This window comes from Streptomyces sp. P9-2B-2 (genome assembly GCF_030406865.1).
Taxonomy (GTDB): domain Bacteria; phylum Actinomycetota; class Actinomycetes; order Streptomycetales; family Streptomycetaceae; genus Streptomyces; species Streptomyces platensis.
In genome coordinates this window covers 6,300,764-6,319,766 of the sequence record NZ_CP129126.1, presented here as the reverse complement: position 1 = coordinate 6,319,766, position 19,003 = coordinate 6,300,764, and the positions used below count along the sequence as shown (strand labels likewise).

18 protein-coding genes and 1 riboswitch are annotated in these 19,003 nt (G+C 71.8%); of the genes, 10 read left to right on the top strand and 8 right to left on the bottom strand.

Annotation, left to right across the window (positions count from 1 at the left end; all coding sequences use genetic code 11):
- Positions 1 to 101: 101 nt before the first annotated feature.
- From QT196_RS27935 to QT196_RS27920, 4 genes are all read right to left on the bottom strand, one after another.
- Complete coding sequence (locus tag QT196_RS27935) at positions 102 to 1,100, bottom strand: ABC transporter permease (protein WP_168481469.1); 999 nt, start codon at positions 1,098 to 1,100, stop codon at positions 102 to 104.
- A gap of 383 nt (positions 1,101 to 1,483) precedes the next feature.
- Positions 1,484 to 2,275, bottom strand: a complete 792-nt coding sequence (locus tag QT196_RS27930; protein ID WP_168481468.1) for an enhanced serine sensitivity protein SseB C-terminal domain-containing protein — start codon at positions 2,273 to 2,275, stop codon at positions 1,484 to 1,486.
- Between the two features lie 110 nt (positions 2,276 to 2,385).
- Positions 2,386 to 3,192 (bottom strand): enhanced serine sensitivity protein SseB, encoded by an 807-nt coding sequence (locus QT196_RS27925; protein WP_168481467.1) that lies wholly within the window; start codon positions 3,190 to 3,192, stop codon positions 2,386 to 2,388.
- Between the two features lie 89 nt (positions 3,193 to 3,281).
- The gene (locus QT196_RS27920) at positions 3,282 to 3,929 is read right to left on the bottom strand and encodes an AAA family ATPase (RefSeq protein ID WP_168484035.1); all 648 of its coding nucleotides are present in this window, start codon (positions 3,927 to 3,929) and stop codon (positions 3,282 to 3,284) included.
- Positions 3,930 to 4,227: 298 nt separating this feature from the next.
- A riboswitch (glycine riboswitch) is annotated at positions 4,228 to 4,323 on the top strand.
- 151 nt (positions 4,324 to 4,474) lie between these two features.
- Between QT196_RS27920 and gcvT the strand changes: the two genes are divergently transcribed.
- The 4 genes from gcvT to QT196_RS27900 all read left to right on the top strand — a co-directional run bounded on the left by gcvT (position 4,475) and on the right by QT196_RS27900 (position 9,373).
- Positions 4,475 to 5,602 carry a glycine cleavage system aminomethyltransferase GcvT gene (gene gcvT, locus QT196_RS27915; protein ID WP_168481466.1) on the top strand — a complete coding sequence of 376 codons (1,128 nt, stop codon included), beginning with the start codon at positions 4,475 to 4,477 and terminating at the stop codon, positions 5,600 to 5,602.
- A 151-nt stretch (positions 5,603 to 5,753) separates the two neighbouring features.
- Entirely contained in the window at positions 5,754 to 6,131 is a 378-nt protein-coding gene (gene gcvH / locus QT196_RS27910) for a glycine cleavage system protein GcvH (protein ID WP_168481465.1), read from the top strand.
- A gap of 126 nt (positions 6,132 to 6,257) precedes the next feature.
- On the top strand, positions 6,258 to 7,517 hold the full coding sequence (glyA, locus tag QT196_RS27905; RefSeq protein ID WP_290355927.1) for a serine hydroxymethyltransferase: 1,260 nt from the start codon (positions 6,258 to 6,260) through the stop codon (positions 7,515 to 7,517).
- Positions 7,518 to 7,987: 470 nt separating this feature from the next.
- Positions 7,988 to 9,373: an L-serine ammonia-lyase gene (locus QT196_RS27900; RefSeq protein ID WP_168481464.1), complete on the top strand. Its 1,386-nt coding sequence runs from the start codon at positions 7,988 to 7,990 to the stop codon at positions 9,371 to 9,373.
- Between the two features lie 163 nt (positions 9,374 to 9,536).
- Here the strand turns inward: QT196_RS27900 and QT196_RS27895 are convergent, their stop codons facing one another.
- A complete protein-coding gene (locus QT196_RS27895; protein WP_168481463.1) occupies positions 9,537 to 9,836 on the bottom strand; it encodes a hypothetical protein in 300 nt (99 codons plus the stop codon).
- Between the two features lie 186 nt (positions 9,837 to 10,022).
- Complete coding sequence (locus QT196_RS27890; protein ID WP_168481462.1) at positions 10,023 to 10,772, bottom strand: phosphatase PAP2 family protein; 750 nt, start codon at positions 10,770 to 10,772, stop codon at positions 10,023 to 10,025.
- A gap of 283 nt (positions 10,773 to 11,055) precedes the next feature.
- Between QT196_RS27890 and QT196_RS27885 the strand changes: the two genes are divergently transcribed.
- On the top strand, positions 11,056 to 11,478 hold the full coding sequence (locus QT196_RS27885) for a BlaI/MecI/CopY family transcriptional regulator (protein ID WP_290355926.1): 423 nt from the start codon (positions 11,056 to 11,058) through the stop codon (positions 11,476 to 11,478).
- Here the strand turns inward: QT196_RS27885 and QT196_RS27880 are convergent.
- Positions 11,475 to 13,043, bottom strand: a complete 1,569-nt coding sequence (locus QT196_RS27880) for a HAMP domain-containing sensor histidine kinase (protein WP_168481460.1) — start codon at positions 13,041 to 13,043, stop codon at positions 11,475 to 11,477. The genes QT196_RS27885 and QT196_RS27880 overlap by 4 nt on opposite strands.
- 1 nt (position 13,044) lies before the next feature.
- Positions 13,045 to 13,845 (bottom strand): response regulator transcription factor, encoded by an 801-nt coding sequence (locus tag QT196_RS27875; RefSeq protein WP_168481459.1) that lies wholly within the window; start codon positions 13,843 to 13,845, stop codon positions 13,045 to 13,047.
- A gap of 234 nt (positions 13,846 to 14,079) precedes the next feature.
- Between QT196_RS27875 and QT196_RS27870 the strand changes: the two genes are divergently transcribed.
- The 5 genes from QT196_RS27870 (at position 14,080) to QT196_RS27850 (ending at position 18,961) form a co-directional block, all read left to right on the top strand.
- Positions 14,080 to 15,300, top strand: coding sequence for a glycosyltransferase family 4 protein (locus QT196_RS27870; protein ID WP_290355925.1), 1,221 nt, complete (start codon positions 14,080 to 14,082; stop codon positions 15,298 to 15,300).
- A 293-nt stretch (positions 15,301 to 15,593) separates the two neighbouring features.
- Positions 15,594 to 16,148 carry a GH25 family lysozyme gene (locus QT196_RS27865; protein ID WP_290355924.1) on the top strand — a complete coding sequence of 185 codons (555 nt, stop codon included), beginning with the start codon at positions 15,594 to 15,596 and terminating at the stop codon, positions 16,146 to 16,148.
- A gap of 132 nt (positions 16,149 to 16,280) precedes the next feature.
- The gene (nadE, locus tag QT196_RS27860; protein ID WP_290355923.1) at positions 16,281 to 17,111 is read left to right on the top strand and encodes an ammonia-dependent NAD(+) synthetase; all 831 of its coding nucleotides are present in this window, start codon (positions 16,281 to 16,283) and stop codon (positions 17,109 to 17,111) included.
- Between the two features lie 416 nt (positions 17,112 to 17,527).
- A complete protein-coding gene (locus tag QT196_RS27855; protein ID WP_168481455.1) occupies positions 17,528 to 17,881 on the top strand; it encodes a hypothetical protein in 354 nt (117 codons plus the stop codon).
- 102 nt (positions 17,882 to 17,983) lie between these two features.
- Positions 17,984 to 18,961: an IS481 family transposase gene (locus QT196_RS27850; protein ID WP_168478185.1), complete on the top strand. Its 978-nt coding sequence runs from the start codon at positions 17,984 to 17,986 to the stop codon at positions 18,959 to 18,961.
- Positions 18,962 to 19,003 lie beyond the last annotated feature (42 nt).

Here is a 19,003-nt window from a genome sequence, read left to right as displayed (position 1 = left end):
AGAAACGTCCATACGTCGGTACGTCGGTACCTCGGTATGTCAGAGCTACAGAACTGCGAAAAACGCTGGTGAGACTTCTGAGCGGGTGCCAGGCACGGCCATCAGCGGCTGCGCGGATCCAGCGCGTCCCTCAGACCGTCACCGAGCAGGTTGAACGCCAGCACGGTGACGAAGATCGCGAGGCCGGGGACGATCATGTACTGAGGGTCGACCTCGTAGTACTTGACCGCCTGGTTGAGCATGCCGCCCCAGGACGCCTGGGGCGGTTGGATACCGACGCCCAGGAAGCTCAGTGCGGCCTCGAAGAGGATGTTGGAGGGGATCAGCAGCGTCGAGTAGACGATGATCGGACCCACCAGGTTGGGCAGCAGCTCCCGGAAGAGGATGAACGGGCCGCGTGCCCCCATGCCGCGGGCGGCGTCCACGAACTCCCGCTCGCGCAGCGACAGCGTCTGCGCGCGCACGATCCGCCCCATGTACGGCCAGTTGAAGAAGCCGATCACGAAGATCAGCACCGAGATGTGCAGCGGCAGACCCTCCAGGCCGAAGGCGCCGCCCTGGAGCGAGGCGGAGATCGCGATGGCGAACAGCAGCAGCGGGAACGCCAGGAAGACGTCCATCATCCGGCTGATGAAGGCATCCACCCGCCCGCGGTAGAAGCCGGCGACCACCCCGAGGACGGTGCCGATGGCGACCGACAGCAGGGTCGCGCCGAACGCCACGATCAGCGACACCCAGGAGCCCTCCAGGATCCGGGCGAGCAGATCGCGGCCGAACTTCGGGTCCACCCCCAGCGGGTGGTCCCCGCTCATCCCGCCGAAGTCCCCCTTGGGGAGCGTGGTGTTGGGGTCGATCAGCGACTGGTTGGGGTTGTTGGGGTCCAGCCCCAGCAGCGACTGGATCGGGCGGGAGAGCGCGGCGACGGCGATGAGCAGGATGACAACGATGGCACCGGCCACCGCGACCTTGTCCCGCCGGAAGCGCAGCCAGGCGATCTGACCGAGCGAACGCCCCTCGATCCGCTTTCCTTCCACGCCTTTCAGCACCGCTTCCGGCTGCGCCTCAGCAGCTGCTCCGGTGGTCTCGATCGGTGCGGTCACGGTGCCTTTGACCCCTCTCGGCCGACAGTGGCCGGCCCATGCCCCGCCGCGGTAGCGGCCTTCTTCACATCACTGGTGCAAGTCATGCAGGCATCGCGGAAGTTCGCGTTTTATGGAAATTCAAAAGGTGCGCGACGCCGTTCTCGGATGACGCTCGTACAAAGGACCGATGGCCCTCTGCTGCCGGAGTCTTCATCCGATTCGCGATCAGTCACCAGCCCTGAAGGGGAAAGGATGCGTAACTGTGATGTGATCCGCGGCATTCCGTTATACGGACAAAAGGCCGGGCTGAGCGGTGTGTATACCCGTGAGAAAGGGGCTCAACTGCGGGGCGCATGGGGCGAATTCACCCCAAGCCCGGCGCCGGGGCGGCGCGCCGGGCGTCAGTACGGACGCGGGTAGCCGTAGCCGTAAGAGGGTGCGGGAGCCTGCGGCTGGACGTAGCCGTCACGGTCGAAGAAGGGGCGCGTGGAGGCCCGCATCCACATGCCGACCGGGTCGTACTCGTCGTTCATCGCGACCGTCGAGACGGGCAGACCGTCCGGAACCGCGCCGATCGACTGCTGGATCATCAACCGCACCGAATCCACCGCTTGTTGGCCGGTGTCGTACAGATCCAGACCGATCGCCAGATACGGGGCACCCAGCGCGGGCTGCACCCAGGCCCGGCGCAGCGACCGGACGGCGGGCGTCCGGTGCGCGTTCTGGGCGAGCAGCGCGTAGAACTGCGGGATGTCGATCACCGGCTCGGAGATCCGCAGCGGCCCGGCGGGCAGCCGGTCGAGACCGCCGGCGATACGGCGCAGATCCAGCCAGGGAATGCCGACACCGCCGCCGGGAGCATGCGGATTCAGCCACAGGCCCCAGCGGTCGGGAAAGAGCGCGGCGGCGATTTCGGGACCGGTGACGACCTCGTGGTCGCGATTCCAGCCGGAGGCGGCGAGTTCGGGTGCCGAGGTCACACACGGCGCATAGCCGAGGCCCTCGACCTCCATGTTTCCGTACTGCGCATCGGGCATACCGGCCCGGCCCTGCCAGAGCAGCATCCAGACCTGGCCCGCGGCGAGCGCGTGCAGCAGCGCCTCATAGGCGTCGTAACGGCCGGGCGAGACCTGCTGAAGCAGCTGCTCCAGCTGCCCGGCCGCCGCCGGCCCCTGATGCGCACCCGCGCTCACGTGGTCCGTCCCTTCTCTCAGCAGGGCACGTGAGGGTGCGCCCGCCTGTCATCCAACCAGCTTAGGGCTTGCCGATGGGCCAGGACCGGTCCTGGCCCATCGGCAAGCCCTTACGAGTGGTCACGACTGTAGAAGGGCCGCACGCGCTCCAGCATCCAGTCGGCGACCGGGTCGCCCTGGGCGAGGTCGAGCATGACGAGTTGTACGGGCCAGGGCAGCGGCACTGCGCCGAGCGCACGTCCGAGGGCTGAGAGTACCGTCTCGCGGGCGGTGCCGTCGTGCAGCCCGAGGTCATCCGGCGCGACCTGAACACCGACGAACAGCGCGGGCGTGTCGCCCTCGACGCTTGCCAGGGCACGCCGGGCACTCAGGACAATTCCGGCGCCGGAGAACTCCAGCCCGGCCGAGGCCAGGAAGTCCACCGGCTCGTCCTGCCAGTCCGGCTCGAAGAGCCGTACCCGGCCGCCGCTCGGCAACCCGGAGAACTCCGGCTGTCCCGGCCGCCGCTCCCGGCACAGTTCGGCCACCGCGGGCGGCGGCAGCGGGACGCCGACCGTGCCGTCGGGGTTGACCGCGATGCCGATCTGCGGCGGCAGCCCGCGGGCGAACTCCCGGGCCGGGGCGACGGTGAAGGACATATGCGGGCCGATCACCCGCAGGAACTCCTGCTCGGAGCTGTAGACCGGGACGTAGTGCGCCCCGTCGAGCTCGACGGTGGGCAGATCGAGGCCGCGGGAGCCGGGGCCCGCGCTCTCCGGGCCGCCGCCTTCGGGCAGCGGCACCCACAGCCGGCTACGGCCGAGGACCTCGACGATCCGGCCGCCGGCGCCCGGGTGTCCGACCGACGCGGACAGCACCTGTTCGAGCTCGTTCGCCGGCCATGCCAGCTGCGGTATCCCCTGCTCCGGAAATGTCATTCGTCCCACCCGTTCCAAACCGCGCCATCTGGCCAAAGACCCTAGACGAGAACGCGCGCGGTGTGGCGTGCGGGGGCCGTGCCCGGCAACTAATGAAAGGTGAGCGTCTCCAAGGCGCTCGCCGACCGCCGGTCGAGGAGGACGGCAGAGCCGAAGCCCTTCGGCAGCCGGGTCGATTCCGCGGCGTCGACCAGCCGGCCCACCGCCCCGCGGTGCCGGGCGAAGGCGTACCCCGACACCCCGCGGCCCCGGGACTCCTGGCCGGAAAGCGCCACCTCGGGCGCCACATCGAGCAGCACCAGATGCGCCCCGCGGCCGCCGCGCCGCGCCGCGCGCGCGATCCAGCGGCGCACCCACGCCAGCGTCCCGCAGTCGTGCACCACCACGCTGTGGCCGGAGCGCAGCGCACGGCCCAGGGTCAGGTAGTGGGCGGCCCGGACCAGCGGGCGGTAGAGCCCGTACGGCAGCCGGCGCAGCCTGCCGTGCTCCCAGCGCTCACGGACGTCCTGCGAATCGATGCGGTGCACGACGGCGCCGTGCCCGTCCAGCGGCGGCACGACCCGGTGCATCAGGGTGCTCTTGCCGCTGCCCGGCAGCCCGGAGACCACCACCAGGTCGCCGGCCGGGAACCGCAGCTCGGTGGCACCGGGCGGCCGCCGCTCGCCCCGCAGGTCCACGACCGCGGTGCGGCGCCCTGGCCGGATGACGGCCCGCCGCCGACGGCCGGACCGGGACATGGCGGCGGACGGCGCCGTCGGCACGACGTCCGGGGGCACGACCCCTGAAGTCGCCCCGAATGCCGCTTCGCTGTGCACCGTGATCGCCCTCCCCGCCCGTTCTGGTCCGGTTCGAGTCCGTCCCCTACCCGCAGAGTGTCAAGAAAAGGTAATGCCCATCAAGGCGATTGTCCGATCTGCCCACGTCGTGGGCGGGGCGGCGGAGGGGGCTCCTTTATCCGGCGATCCCGTGCAATGATGTGGCCGCCACGTGCACATCACAGCTCACCTGTGCACCGCCAACTGCATACCGGCCGCTTGAACCCGCGCGGGAGAGTCCCCGGCCGCCACGGCGGGGCGCCGAAGGAGCAAGTCCTCCCTTGAATCTCTCAGGCCCCTATACCGCACGGGCGAGGCAGATCTGAAAAGCGAGCCGCTGCCCGGCTGACGGGGCGGCTCCACCCAAGGTGCAAACCGGGTCCGTTCGCGGGATACCGGTGAACCTCTCAGGTTCCGATGACAGATGGGGAGAACGTCTTGTCACCCCTGCCTGGGAGCCCGGAACCATGACTGATGCCCCCCGCCGTACCGCGCTCGATGCCACCCATCGCGGGCTCGGCGCGACCATGACCGACTTCGCCGGCTGGGACATGCCGCTGCGCTACAGCAGCGAGCGGGACGAGCATGTCGCCGTCCGTACCCGCGCCGGCCTCTTCGACCTCTCCCACATGGGTGAGATCACCGTCACCGGGCCGCAGGCCGCCGACCTGCTCGACTACGCGCTGGTCGGCAACATCGGCGGCGTGAAGACGGGCCGCGCCCGCTACACCATGATCTGTGAGGACAAGGGCGGCATCCTCGACGACCTGATCGTCTACCGCCTCGCCGACCAGGAGTACATGGTCGTCGCCAACGCCTCCAACGCCCAGGTGGTGCTGGACGCGCTGAGCGCGCGGGCGGGCGGCTTCGACGCCGCGATCCGCGACGACCGGGACGCCTACGCGCTGCTCGCGGTGCAGGGCCCGGAGTCCCCCGGCATCCTCAAGAAGCTGACGGACGCCGATCTGGACGGTCTGAAGTACTACGCCGGGCTGCCGGGCACGGTCGCCGGGGTGCAGGCGCTGATCGCCCGTACCGGCTACACCGGTGAGGACGGCTTCGAGCTGTTCGTCCGGCCGGCCGACGCGGTCGCCCTCTGGGAGGCGCTGACCGAGGCGGGCAAGGACGCCGGTCTGGTGCCCTGCGGGCTGTCCTGCCGGGACACCCTGCGCCTGGAGGCGGGCATGCCGCTCTACGGGCATGAGCTGACCACCGCGACGACGCCGTTCGACGCGGGCCTGGGCCGGGTCGTGAAGTTCGAGAAGACCACCAACGGCGGGAACTTCGTGGGCCGCGAGGCCCTGGCCGGGGCCGCCGAGCGCGCCGAGGCCCGGCCGCCGCGCAAGCTGGTCGGGCTGATCGCCCAGGGCCGCCGGGTGCCGCGGGCCGGATACCCGGTCGTCTCGGCCGACGGCACGGTCATCGGTGAGGTCACCTCCGGTGCCCCGTCCCCCACGCTCGGCAAGCCGATCGCCATCGCCTATGTCGACGCGGCCTACGCCACCGCGGGCACGGAGGGTGTCTGCGTGGACATCCGTGGAAGCCATGAGCCGTACGAGGTCATCGCGCTGCCGTTCTACAAGCGGCAGAAGTAACCGTTCACCGACGGCAGGCGGCGGCGCGCGCCCGCGCGTCTCACTGCGCAAGACGCTCCCCCGGACTTCGTCCGGGTGGGGGTCCCCCCAGCGGTAGCTGGGGGAGTGCCCCCCTTCACGATCACACCCTCGCGTACAGGAGAATCGAGCCATGAGCAACCCCCAGCAGCTGCGCTACAGCAAGGAGCACGAGTGGCTGTCGGGCGCCGAGGACGGCGTCTCGACGGTCGGCATCACCGAGCACGCGGCCAACGCGCTCGGCGACGTCGTCTACGTGCAGCTCCCCGAGGTCGGTGCCACGGTCGCGGCGGGCGAGACCTGCGGTGAGCTGGAGTCGACCAAGTCGGTCAGCGACCTCTACTCGCCCGTCGACGGTGACATCGCCGAGATCAACGAGGACGTCGTCAACGACCCCTCGCTGGTGAACTCCGCCCCGTTCGAGGGCGGTTGGCTGTTCAAGGTGAAGATCAGCAGCGAGCCGGGCGACCTGCTCTCGGCCGACGAGTACGCCGCCTTCATCCAGAGCTGAGCCCCCGGCTCTCCCCCGCTCCCGGGCCCGCCCGGACGGGAGCCCCGACCGCCACCGCCCGCGCGGAAGCTCCCCCGGACCCCGTCCGGAGAGGCCCCTCGCGCCCCTGACTCCCCAGGAACTCTCATGTCGCTTCTCAACAGTTCCCTCCACGAGCTCGACCCCGACGTCGCCGCCGCCGTCGACGCCGAGCTCCACCGCCAGCAGTCCACCCTCGAAATGATCGCGTCGGAGAACTTCGCCCCCGTCGCCGTCATGGAGGCCCAGGGCTCCGTCCTGACGAACAAGTACGCCGAGGGCTACCCCGGCCGCCGCTACTACGGCGGCTGTGAGCACGTCGACGTGGTCGAGCAGATCGCCATCGACCGCATCAAGGCGCTCTTCGGTGCCGAGGCCGCCAACGTGCAGCCGCACTCCGGTGCGCAGGCCAACGCCGCGGCCATGTTCGCGCTGATCAAGCCGGGCGACACCATCCTGGGTCTCAACCTCGCCCACGGCGGGCACCTGACCCACGGCATGAAGATCAACTTCAGCGGCAAGCTCTACAACGTGGTGCCCTACCACGTCGACGAGAAGACCAACCTGGTCGACATGGAGGAGGTCGAGCGCCTCGCCAAGGAGCACCGCCCCAAGCTGATCGTCGCCGGCTGGTCCGCCTACCCGCGTCAGCTCGACTTCGCCGCCTTCCGCCGCATCGCGGACGAGGTCGGCGCCTACCTCATGGTCGACATGGCGCACTTCGCCGGTCTGGTGGCGGCGGGCCTGCACCCCTCCCCCGTACCGCACGCCCACGTGGTCACCACCACCACGCACAAGACCCTGGGCGGTCCCCGCGGCGGTGTGATCCTCTCCACACAGGAGCTGGCCAAGAAGATCAACTCCGCGGTCTTCCCCGGTCAGCAGGGCGGTCCGCTGGAGCACGTGATCGCCGCCAAGGCCGTCTCCTTCAAGGTCGCCGCCTCGGACGACTTCAAGGAGCGCCAGCAGCGCACCCTGGACGGCGCCCGCATCCTGGCCGAGCGCCTGATGCAGGACGACGTCAAGCAGCACGGCGTCTCGGTCCTGTCCGGCGGCACCGATGTCCACCTCGTCCTGGTCGACCTGCGCGACTCCGAGCTGGACGGCCAGCAGGCCGAGGACCTCCTCCACGAGGTCGGCATCACGGTCAACCGCAACGCCATCCCGAACGACCCCCGCCCGCCGATGGTCACCTCCGGCCTGCGCATCGGCACCCCGGCCCTGGCCACCCGCGGCTTCCAGGCCGAGGACTTCCGCGAGGTCGCCGACATCATCGCCGAGGCCCTCAAGCCCGGCTACGACGGCGACGCCCTCAAGGCCCGGGTCACCGCGCTCGCGGGCAAGTTCCCGCTCTACCCGTCGCTGTGACGCGTCACCTCCGCTGAAACCCCCGCCCGCCACCATCCGGCGGGCGACGGGCCACGGAGCGTGAGCCCGGGGCCGACCGCCCCGGGCTCACGACCGCCGGCCCCGCTCCTCCCCCTCCCGCAGGTCCCGGCGGCTCCCGGTGAGACCTGCGGCACACGGCACCGGCACGGCGGACGGCGACAGCCCCGCCACAGGACCGGTCCACCGGGCCCCGGCCCGCACCCGGATCCGGACGCCGGGCCCCCGCCCACCTGGCCACCGGGCCCTCGACCGCCCGGCCCCCGGACGGCCGCCTTCCGGTTCCGTATCCACCCCGACACCAACTGTTACCGCTGACGACGGGCACCCGCGGGTTTCCGTCCGACGGCGCTGCGCCGCGTCCGGGTTACGCTCGACAAACGGCGCAGAAACACCCCCTCCTGCCCCATTGCTCCACCGTCCACCACGAGCAGACAAGGGAGTCCGCCCCCGTGGCCATCTCCGTCTTCGACCTCTTCTCCATCGGCATCGGCCCCTCCAGCTCCCACACCGTCGGCCCGATGCGCGCCGCCCGGATGTTCGTCGGACGCCTCAAGAAGGACGGCCTGCTCTCCCAGACGGTCCGCGTCCGCGCCGAACTCTTCGGCTCGCTCGGCGCCACCGGCCACGGCCACGGCACCCCCAAGGCCGTCCTCCTCGGCCTCGAAGGCCACTCCCCCCGCACCGTCGATGTCGAATCCGCCGACGACGAGGTCGAGCGCATCCGCACCAGCAAGCGGCTGCGGCTGCTGGGCGCCGAAATAGGCAGCGCCCACGAGATCGACTTCGATGAATCGGCCGAGCTGATCCTGCACCGCCGCCGCGCGCTGCCGTACCACGCGAACGGCATGACGCTCTTCGCCTACGACGCCGCGGACGCCCCCCTGCTGGAGAAGACGTACTACTCGGTGGGCGGCGGCTTCGTCGTCGACGAGGACGCGGTCGCCGGCGAGAACCCGATCGTGCCCGACGACACCGCCCTGACCCACCCCTTCCGCACCGGCGACGAACTGCTGCGGCTGGCCCGGGACACCGGCCTGTCGATCTCCGCCCTCATGCTGGAGAACGAGAAGGCCTGGCGCACCGAGGACGAGATCCGCACCGGGCTGCTGGAGATCTGGCAGGTCATGCAGGCCTGTGTGACCCGCGGGACGAGCCGCGAGGGCATCCTGCCCGGCGGCCTGAAGGTCCGCCGCCGCGCCGCCCACTCCGCCCGCCAGCTGCGCTCCGAAGGCGACGCCGCCGCCCGCGCGATGGAGTGGACCACCCTCTACGCGATGGCCGTGAACGAGGAGAACGCGGCCGGCGGCCGGGTGGTGACCGCCCCCACCAACGGCGCGGCCGGCATCATCCCCGCCGTCCTGCACTACTACATCAACTTCGTGCCCGGCGCGGACGAGGACGGCGTCGTCCGCTTCCTGCTCGCGGCCGGCGCCATCGGCATGCTCTTCAAGGAGAACGCCTCCATCTCCGGCGCCGAGGTCGGCTGCCAGGGCGAGGTCGGCTCGGCCTGCTCGATGGCCGCCGGCGGCCTCGCCGAGGTCCTCGGCGGATCCCCCGAGCAGGTCGAGAACGCCGCCGAGATCGGCATGGAGCACAACCTCGGCCTGACCTGCGACCCCGTCGGCGGCCTCGTCCAGATCCCGTGCATCGAGCGCAACGGCATGGCCGCCGTCAAGGCCGTCACCGCCGCCCGCATGGCCCTGCGCGGCGACGGCCGCCACCACGTGTCCCTCGACAAGGTCATCAAGACCATGAAGGACACCGGCGCCGACATGAGCGTCAAGTACAAGGAGACGGCGCGGGGCGGGCTGGCTGTCAACATCATCGAGTGCTGAGGGTGCCGGGCCCGGCCGCGCGTCGTCGGTGACCGCGTCGTGGCCCGGCACTCGGATCGGGGCGCCGTGCCCATGGGGATACGGCGCCCCGAGGCGTAGAACCTGACCGACATGGCGGCCGGGGTTGCGGGGCCGGAAGCGGCCAAGGCGGCACACCCCGGCACTATCTGCCGATCTCCCAGGCGAAGGGCGGGAGTTCGCGGGCCCGGGAGTAGACGTCCAGGGCCTGGGGCGCGGGGACGAAGGGGTGGACCCGGGCGCCTTCGAGGCCGGCCAGCAGGCGGGCGCAGTGGTGGACACAGCCGGCGGCCTCCCGGCCGTGGCGGTCGACGATGGTGGCCGCGTCCCGTGGCCCCTCGCACGGTGTGGGGTCCTTGGCTGCGGCGGCCGGACAGCGCCCGTGGGACGCGGTGTGTGCCCCGGCCGTGCGCCACGGCGGCGGGGTGTCGAGTGGCTGGTTCATCGGTGCGTTCCCCCTGGTGGTGCGGTGTACGTGCGGTGAGGGGCGCCGTGGCGGGATCGCTTCGCCGTCCCGGCGCCCAGGACAGTGCTGCTCGGCGCGGGACACGTCCATGCCGCCTTGGGGAAGACCTGGTCCGATCGTCAGCTATTCATGGGAATGGGTCCCCCGGGGCGCGGACCGGCCCGGTCAGGAGCGGTCCGGCCTACGGAGGGCGAACGGCTCCAGAAGCAGTGCGAGGGCGAGCAGTCCGGCCGCCAGGAACCAGCCGCCGAGGACATCGCCGGGCCAGTGAACGCCCAGGTAGACGCGGGTGAGGCCGACTCCGGCGGCCCAGAGGGCGAGCACCACGCACCAGGTGCGGGCCACGGCGGGGCGGGCGCGGCGGGCGATGCCCCAGGCCAGGATTCCGGCCGCCAGCGCCGAGGTGGTGGCATGGCCGGAGGGGAACGCGTATCCGGAGGCGGAACCGGTCCAGTCGGCGACCGGCGGGCGGGGGCGGGCGAGCAGCTCCATCAGGCCGTAGCGGATCGCCTGGCCGGCGGCGAGGACGACGACGGCACAGCACACCGCGCGCAGCCGCCCGCGCGCCCGCCGACCGGCGAGCAGACCGGCGAGCACCGCCATCAGATACGGCACCGCGCCACTGCCGGTGGAGGTCAGCGCCCCGGCCATGGAGTGCGCGGGCTCCCCGCGGTGGGCGACGGACCAGCGGACGGCGGCCTGTTCGGCGGCGAGCGGGGCGCCGTGCCGTACGGACACGGTCACGGCCGTGGCGGCGAAGAGCGCCGCGCAGGCCCCGGCGACGGTGCGGAGGGCGGCGGTATCGCGGCGCGGGACCGGGGCGGGCTCCGGCCGTGGCTCTTCCGCCGCCGGGCCCGGTTCCGGTCGCCGTTCCGGTCGCCGTTCGGGTCCCGGTTCCGGTCCCGAGGCGGTCACGGCGCGGCCTCCGGGGGGTGCGGCGGACGGGTGGCCCGGAGGCGCGTATGGGCACACGTGGCGACGGCGCTGCCGCGGGCTCCGGACTGCGTGGGCAGGGGGTCGGCGCCGCACTCGTCCACGACCCGGGCAAGCCTTCTCACCTGCGGAAAGGCGGCGGCTACGGCCATGTCGGCGGCCCCTCCGATAATGGGTTGCGGGCCTGCCGTGCGCCAGCCCGACCGACTACCGTCACATAGACGGTCTACGGCACTGTAGACGACGAACAGGTGGAGGGCGTGGCATGGCGGAGACACCACCTGTGCGGCGGCGCCCGGCCGGTGAGCTGGAGGCGAGCGTGCTCGCGGCGCTGTGGGCGGCCGAGGGTCCGCTGAGCGCCGCCGCGGTGCAGAGCGCCCTGGGCGGGCGGCTCGCGCGCACCACCGTCACCACGATCCTCACCCGGCTGCACGACAAGGGGGCGGTGTCCCGCTCCTGGGTCGGCCGCGGTTTCGCGTACTCGCCGATACAGGACTCCGCGGGGCTGACCGCCCGGCGGATGCGCAATGAACTCGACAAGCAGCCCGACCGCGGCACCGCACTCGTCCGCTTCGTCTCCCAACTGACCGGCGAGGACGCGGAGTTGCTGCGGAATCTACTCGGCGGGGCGGGGGACGGTGTGCCCGGGGGGCCGCAGTCTGGTGCCGGGGGCGGCCCCGGGCTCTAGGAACCCGGCCCGGTCTCCGCATGTGCTCCGCCGCCGGACCCCGTGCCGCTCCCCGCCCCGCTCCCTGTCCCCGTCCCGGTGCCGACCGTGAAGCCCAGGGTGGCGCCGCCGCCCGGGCGGTGGGCGGCGAAGGCGTGGCCGCCATGGGCGGTGGCGATCTCCCGGACGATGGCGAGGCCGAGGCCGGAGCCGGGCAGGCCGCGGGCGGCCGCGGCGCGGTAGAAGCGGTCGAAGACCCGGGTGAGGTCGGCGTCCTCGATCCCGGGGCCGCGGTCGAGGACCTCGACCCGGGCGCCGGTGACCACGACCTCGATCGGCGCCGTGCCGCCCGCGTCGAACTTGGCGGCGTTCTCCAGCAGGTTGGTGAGCGCACGGTGCAGCGCGGCGGGCCGGCCCTCGACCACCGCCGGGCGCACGGTCCGTACGGTGATCTCGCGGCCGGTGCGGCGGCGGGCCGAGGCGGCCGCCTTCTCCGCGACCTCGGCCAGACCCACTTCGGCGAGCGGGTCGTCATCGCGCTGTCCGGCGGCCAGGTCCACCAGCTCATTGACCAGATCGCTGAGTTCCCGGGCCTCGCCCCCCAGATCGGCCAGCAGCTCGTCGCGGGCGTCCGACGGCAGTTCCTCGAACCGCTTCAGCAGCGAGATGTTCGTACGGAGCGAGGTCAGCGGGGTGCGCAGCTCGTGACCGGCGTCCTGGACGAGGCGCTGCTGGTCCTGGACGGCGCTGGCCAGCCGGCCGAGCATGTCGTCGAAGGCCCGGCCGAGCCGGGCGACCTCGTCGCGCCCGGCCACCGGGACCGGGACGTCCAGCCGGCCGTGCTCCGCCACGCTCTCGGCGACCGCGGTCAGCCGCACCAGCCGGCCGGTGATCCGGCGCGCCAGCCACCAGCCGCCCGCACCGGCCAGCGCGATGACCGCGGCGGCCAGCAGAGCGGTGCGCTGCTGGAGCGCGGAGAGCAGATCCTCGGTCTCGCTGAACTTCTGGGCGACCTGGACCGCCCCGCGGCCGCCACCGAGCGCGACGGTCGCGACGTGGTACTCCTCGTCGCCGATGTCCGCCTCCCGCTCCGCGTGCAGGCCCGCCCGGTCGTCGTCGGCGATCCGGCGCTCCGCGGCACCGGCCGGCAGCGCCGGGCGCCCCCGCTCCACGATCTGGCCGCCGGCGCCCAGGATCTGCACCTCGGTACGGCTGGGCCGGGTGAGGTCGTCGCGCGGCCCGTCGTGGTCGGGGTCGGCGGTCGCGTAGTCGGCGGGCCAGAACGGCTTCTCCCGGACCTGGGTGCGCAGATCCCGTACGACCTGCGAGAACACCGACTTCTCATCGACCCGTACCAGCCGGGCCGCCGCGTCGTAGCTGAGGAATCCGACGAGGACGGTCACCGCCGCGGCCCCGGCGGCGAACGCCACCGCGAAGGCGGTGCGCAGACTGGCGGGCCTGCGGGTGCGCACCCAGGCCGCCGATCCGCCGCGCCGCCAGGAACGCAGCCGGGCGCACAGCCGGACCCACAGCCGGCGGCGGCCGGCGCGGGTACCGCTCCCGCCGCGGTCGGGGGGTCCGGACATCTCAGTCCTCCCGCAGTACGTAACCGACGCCACGCACCGTGTGGATCAGCGGGCGGCTGCCCGGGACGTCGACCTTGCGCCGCAGGTAGCCCACGTACACCGCGAGGTTCTTCGAGCCGGGCCCGAAGTCGTAGCCCCAGATCCGGTCGTAGATCGTCGAGTGGTCCAGCACGATCCCGGCGTTACGGGCCAGCAGTTCCAGCAGCTCGAACTCGGTCCGGGTCAGCTCCAGCTCCCGCTCGCCGCGCCAGGCCCGGCGCGAGGGGCCGTCGATCCGCAGATCCGCGGCCTCGACGACACCGCTGTCCGCCACCCGGGCCTCGTACGCCCCGCCGGTTTCCGCGCCCCCGCCCGTCTCACCGGGCTCCTCGGCGGCGTCCGGGCCGGTCCCCGCGGCGGCGGGCGCGCCGCCGTCCTCCGCCCCGGCCGCGCCCGTGGTCGTCCGCCGCAGCAGCGCCCGCAGCCGGGCGAAGACCTCCTCGACCTCGAACGGCTTGACCACATAGTCGTCCGCCCCGGCGTCCAGACCGGCGATCCGGTCCGCGGTCTCGACCCGGGCGGTCAGCATCAGGATCGGGGTGCGGTCCTGCTCGGCCCGCAGCACCTGGCACACCTGGAGCCCGTCGATCCCCGGCATCATCACGTCCAGCAGGATCACATCCGGCCGCTCGCGGTGCGCGGCGGCCAGCGCCTGGATGCCGTCGGCGACGGCGGTGACCTGGTACCCCTCCAGGGTCAGGGCACGCTCCAGCGCGGTCCGGATGGGGCGGTCGTCCTCGGCGAGCAGTACGGAATGGGTCACCCCGCAAGTCTGCCAAGGGCCCGGCGGTGCGAAGACCGGCGGCCGGTGGGGCGGCGGCTTTCTTACCCGGATCTCACTTCTGGTTCTTACCGGGCTCTCACCCGGGCCACGCCCTCGGCTTACCCCGTGGCGACACGGTGGCCCCGTGCCGGACGGGCCGGTCGCGGCACCCCGCCGCGCAGGTACCGGCCGGTCGGAATGATTCGGCACACCTCGGGGAAGACACCACACCGCATGAAGATCACCCTCCTGTTGCACAACGCCTATGCCATCGGCGGCACGGTCCGCACCACCCTCAACCTCGCCGCCGCGCTCGCCGACCGGCACGACGTCGAGATCGTCTCGATGCTGCGGCACCGCGAGGTCCCACGGTTCACCGTGGACCCCCGGGTGCGGCTGGTCCCGCTGGTCGACACCCGGGTCGGCAGCGAAGACATGGCGGACCCGCTGTTCGGTGAGCCCGCGCAGGACTTCCCGCTCGCCGAGAAGCGGCACCACCAGTACAGCCGGCTGGTCGATGTCCGCGCCGCGGAGCTGCTGCGGACCACCGACGCGGACGTACTGATCGGCACCCGGCCCGGTATCAACGTCTACCTGGCCCGGTTCGGCCCCCGCGGGGCACTGCGGATCGCCCAGGAGCACCTCCGGCACGACGCGCACAGCAAGCGGCTGCGCGCCGAACTCGCCCGCCACTACCGGACATTGGACGCCGTGGTCACCACCACCGAGGCGGACGCCGCCGTCTACCGCGCACGGATGCCGCTGCCCGGCGTACGGGTGCTGGCGGTGCCGAACATCGTGCCCCCACCGGCCGGTCCGTTGTCCGAGGGCACCTCGAAGGTGATCGCGGCGGCCGGGCGGCTGGTCCGCGGCAAGCGCTTCGACCTGCTGATAGAGGCGTTCTCCGGGGTCGCCGCCAAGCACCCCGACTGGCGGCTGCGGATACACGGCGGCGGCGCCGAGCGGGCGCAGCTCCAGGGGCTGATCGACGGGCTCGGGCTGGGCGGGCAGGCGGAGCTGACCGGGCCGCGCTCACCGATCGAGGCGGAGTTCGCCAAGGCGTCGATCGTCGCCTCGGCCTCGGACGCCGAGTCGTTCGGCATGACCCTCGTCGAGGCGATGCGCTGCGGGGTGCCCGTCGTCAGCACCGACTGCCCGCTGGGCCCGGCCGAGATCATTCAGAACGGTACGAACGGGCTGCTGGTACCGCGCGGCGACGGCCCGGCGCTGACCGATGCCCTGCTCACCCTCATCGAGGACCCCGAGCGGCGCCGCACGATGGCGGGGAACGCGCGGGAGAGCTCGCACCGCTACGACCCGGAGCCGATCGCCGAGCGCTATCAGCTCCTCTTCGGGGAACTGCGGTCCACGCGCGGCCGGCGGGCCCGGCAGCGCGCCATGGCGCGGATCCGCGCCCGCGCACGACGGCTGCTGCGACGCGCCCTGCGGCGCTGAATCGACCGCCCCCGGGCGGCGGGGCCGGTCCGGTCGACGGGACCGGCCCCGCCTCAACTTGACCGCACCACAAGGAACTTCCCGCCTCTTGTCTGGCGTCCCCGGTAGCGAACATGCTGAACTGCTGGAAACGAAACGGAATCGCACGGAACGCAGAATCGCTGGATCACAGCACCGGATCACCACCGGATCACCGAATTGCCGATCACGGAACGCCCGGAACACGGCAACGCAGTTGGCGCTTCGAGCAGTTGACGCTTCGAATCCGCAGGTCCGAGGGCAGGAGGCCGCTCATGCTGCATGGTGTCGATGTCAGCTCCTACAACACCTCGTATTCCACCGCGGGGCTGGACTTCGTTTTCGTCAAGGCCACAGAAGGCCGCTCCTACATCAACCCGCACCAGTCGGCCCAGGCGTCAAAGGCCCGTAAAGCGGGCTGCGTGGTCGGTTTCTACCACTTTCTGTGGCCGGGAAATATCGCCGCCCAGGCGGAATACTTCGTCGAGAAGTGCGCCTCGGTCCAGGGCGACATTCTGGCCTGCGACTGGGAACGCACCGGCGAGGGGACCTATGCGAGCAATGCACAGAAGGACCAGTTCCTGCGCGAGGTGAAAAAGCTGCGGCCCACGCACCGGGTGATGCTCTACTGCAACCGCGACTTCTGGCTCCACCACGACACCACCTCCTACGCGGCCGACGGCCTGTGGATCGCCGACTACGTCGCCGCCGGGCACCCGCGGATCAAGGCGAAGTGGCGCATCCACCAGTACACCGACGACCCGCTGGACAAGGACGTCGCGGACTTCTCCACCAAGGCCGCCCTCAAGAAGTGGGCGCACCCGGCATAAGGTTTCCTACCGGCACGCCGATTCGCGTCGCCAGGCACCGCACGCGGGCGGCGGAGAAACGCTGCGTACGGGGCACAGGAACAGCGCGTCACCGCCACCGCACGACGCGGCACGAGAACCAGAGGAGCAGTCGTGACCGACCCGGCGCCCAAGGCCCTGCAACAGGAGATCGCCCGGGATCTCCAGGTGACCGCGTCCTTCGACGCCGAGCAGGAAATCGAGCGCCGGGTGACCTTCCTCACGGAACGGCTGACCTCCACGGGCCTGCGCTCGCTGGTCCTGGGCATCAGCGGCGGCGTCGACTCCACGACCACCGGCCGCCTCTGCCAGCTCGCCGTCGAGCGGGCCCGCGCCGCCGGGCACGAGGCGACGTTCTACGCGATGCGGCTGCCGTACGGCGTCCAGGCGGACGAGAAGGACGCCCAGCGGGCGCTGGAGTTCATCCGCGCCGACCGGGAGCTGACCGTCGACATCCGCCCGGCCAGCGACGCGGCGCTCCAGGCCGCGCTGGACGGCGGGCTCATCTTCCGCGACGCCCACCACCAGGACTTCGTCCAGGGCAACATCAAGGCCCGGCAGCGCATGATCGCGCAGTACGCGGTCGCCGGTGCGCACGACGGCCTGGTCGTCGGCACCGACCACGCGGCCGAGGCGGTCTCCGGCTTCTTCACCAAGTTCGGCGACGGCGCGGCCGACGTCGTACCGCTCACCGGGCTGACCAAGCGCCGGGTGCGCGCCGTATCGGCGGCCCTGGGCGCCCCGGAGGAACTGGTCCAGAAGGTGCCCACGGCCGACCTGGAAACCCTCGACCCGGGCAAGCCGGACGAGGACGCCCTCGGCGTGAGCTACGACCAGATCGACGACTTCCTGGAGGGCGAGCCGGTCGACGACGCCGCCGCCCAGGCGATCGTCCGCCGCTACCACCTCACGGAGCACAAGCGGGCACTGCCGATCGCGCCTTGAGGTCACTTCCCGGCAGGGCGGGGGCGCGGGGGCGCGGGGGCCCGGGGGCCCGGCCGCGGATCCTCGGAGACCCCAGCCGCGGGGCCTCGGGGACCCAGCCGCGGGGGCGTAGGGCCGCGGAGCCTCGGGGACCCAGCCGCGGGCTCGTAGACCCGGTCGCGCGGGCTCCGGAGCTCTCCCCCGCCCCCTCCCCCTCTCCCCCTTCGGGGGAGGGGGCGGGGGGGTGGGTTCGGGGGTGGGGGGGGAGCAGAGCCGCGGCAGCGGCAGCGGCACCCCGTCCTGTCATGGCGCGGCTAGGGGACCGTCACCATCCCGGTGCTAAATCGTGGGTGTGAGCGGGCATGCATGCGGCCATGGGAAGCCGCGAAGTGCGATCGGAAGATCAACTGTCAGTGGGTCCGCCTACGCTCCGGGACATGGGTTACGCAAACCTGCGCGAACTCCAGACCGCGCTGACCACCGCCTCCGACCTTGCCTCGGCCATGCAGTCCGCGCCCACCCGGCGTGACGCGGACCAGCTCGTCGCCGTCCTCCGCCAAGCACTGACCGCTGCCGGCTCGCTGGGTGCGGAGACCGGCCCGACCGGCTGCGCCCTGCATCCGCACGGTGCGGTCGACCCGTTGTACGGCGACCCGGAAGATCCCCTTCCGCCGGGCTACGGGAAATGCCTGCTCTGCAACGACCGCCGGCGCCGGGCGGACGCCCACCCTCCGCATGCCCGCCCGTACGCCCGACCGCATCCGCGCTGGCGGCGACGCCTCAGCGCCTAGATGTACTCGGCCATGAGGTTGGTAACTCGCGTCGGTAGTTGATCAAGAAGAGACCTCCGGGCGTAGTGGAGATGCCTGTCTTCACCACAACCGGAGGTCTTGATGGCCCACGCTAATGCCCGGCTGAATTTTCACGGCAGATGTCTTCTGGTGCGCCGTGTCGTCCACGACCGGCGTCCGGTGGCCCATGTGGCCAAGGAGCTGGGAGTCTCGCGGCAGTGCGCCCACCGATGGGTGGCCCGTTTCAAGGCCGAAGGCTTCAACGGCCTGCACGACCGCTCCAGCCGCCCCGACACCTGCCCGAGGCGTACTCCCGCACACGTCGAGGCCGCAGTGCTCAGCGCACGACGCGTCCACCGACGGGGGCCGGACTTCCTCGCTGCCGAAACCGGCGTCCCCGCACGGACGGTGAGCCGCATCCTGCGCCGCCATCACATGCCTCGCCTGGCCTCCTGCGACCCTCTGACCGGACAGCCCATCCGAGCCGAACGCCGCAGCCACACCCGCTACGAACGCGCCCGGCCCGGTGAACTCGTCCACCTCGACGTCAAAAAGATCGGACGCATCCCGGACGGCGGCGGCTGGCGGGCCCACGGCCGCCAAGCCGGCAAGACCTACGCACAAAAGCAGGCCCGGATCGGCTACGACTACATCCACGCCGCCGTCGACGACCACTCCCGCCTGGCCTACGCCGAGATCCATGCAGATGAGAAGGCCGACACCTGCGCCGGCTTCCTCACCCGCGCTGCCGCCTTCTTCGCAGTCCGTGGCATCGACCGCATCGAACGCGTCATCACCGACAACGCCTGGGCATACCGCAGGAGCACCGCATTCCGCCAGGCCGTGGCCGACCTCGGTGCCCAGCAGCGCTTCATCCGCCCCCACTGCCCCTGGACCAACGGCAAGGTCGAACGCTTCAACCGGACCCTGCAAACCGAATGGGCATACCACCAGGTGTTCACCAGCAACACCGAACGAGCCCAGGCCCTGGCGCCGTGGCTGACCTTCTACAACACTCGACGCCGACACACCGCGCTCGCAGGCCAGCCCCCGATCAGCCGACTGTCACCAAAGTCATGACCGAGTACACCTAGAGCCGGGTGGGGGTGCGGGCCCGGAACG

What these genes read in the sequence shown, in the direction of transcription:
- gcvT (WP_168481466.1), top strand. Translation starts at nt 4,475, where the DNA reads ATGACTGATGCCCCCCGCCGTACCGCGCTCGATGCCACCCATCGCGGG.
- QT196_RS27855 (WP_168481455.1), top strand. Translation starts at nt 17,528, where the DNA reads ATGGGTTACGCAAACCTGCGCGAACTCCAGACCGCGCTGACCACCGCC.
- QT196_RS27920 (WP_168484035.1), bottom strand. Translation starts at nt 3,929, where the DNA reads ATGTCCCGGTCCGGCCGTCGGCGGCGGGCCGTCATCCGGCCAGGGCGC.
- QT196_RS27880 (WP_168481460.1), bottom strand. Translation starts at nt 13,043, where the DNA reads ATGTCCGGACCCCCCGACCGCGGCGGGAGCGGTACCCGCGCCGGCCGC.
- QT196_RS27895 (WP_168481463.1), bottom strand. Translation starts at nt 9,836, where the DNA reads ATGAACCAGCCACTCGACACCCCGCCGCCGTGGCGCACGGCCGGGGCA.
- QT196_RS27870 (WP_290355925.1), top strand. Translation starts at nt 14,080, where the DNA reads ATGAAGATCACCCTCCTGTTGCACAACGCCTATGCCATCGGCGGCACG.
- glyA (WP_290355927.1), top strand. Translation starts at nt 6,258, where the DNA reads ATGTCGCTTCTCAACAGTTCCCTCCACGAGCTCGACCCCGACGTCGCC.
- QT196_RS27865 (WP_290355924.1), top strand. Translation starts at nt 15,594, where the DNA reads ATGCTGCATGGTGTCGATGTCAGCTCCTACAACACCTCGTATTCCACC.
- gcvH (WP_168481465.1), top strand. Translation starts at nt 5,754, where the DNA reads ATGAGCAACCCCCAGCAGCTGCGCTACAGCAAGGAGCACGAGTGGCTG.
- QT196_RS27925 (WP_168481467.1), bottom strand. Translation starts at nt 3,192, where the DNA reads ATGACATTTCCGGAGCAGGGGATACCGCAGCTGGCATGGCCGGCGAAC.
- QT196_RS27885 (WP_290355926.1), top strand. Translation starts at nt 11,056, where the DNA reads ATGGCGGAGACACCACCTGTGCGGCGGCGCCCGGCCGGTGAGCTGGAG.
- QT196_RS27850 (WP_168478185.1), top strand. Translation starts at nt 17,984, where the DNA reads ATGGCCCACGCTAATGCCCGGCTGAATTTTCACGGCAGATGTCTTCTG.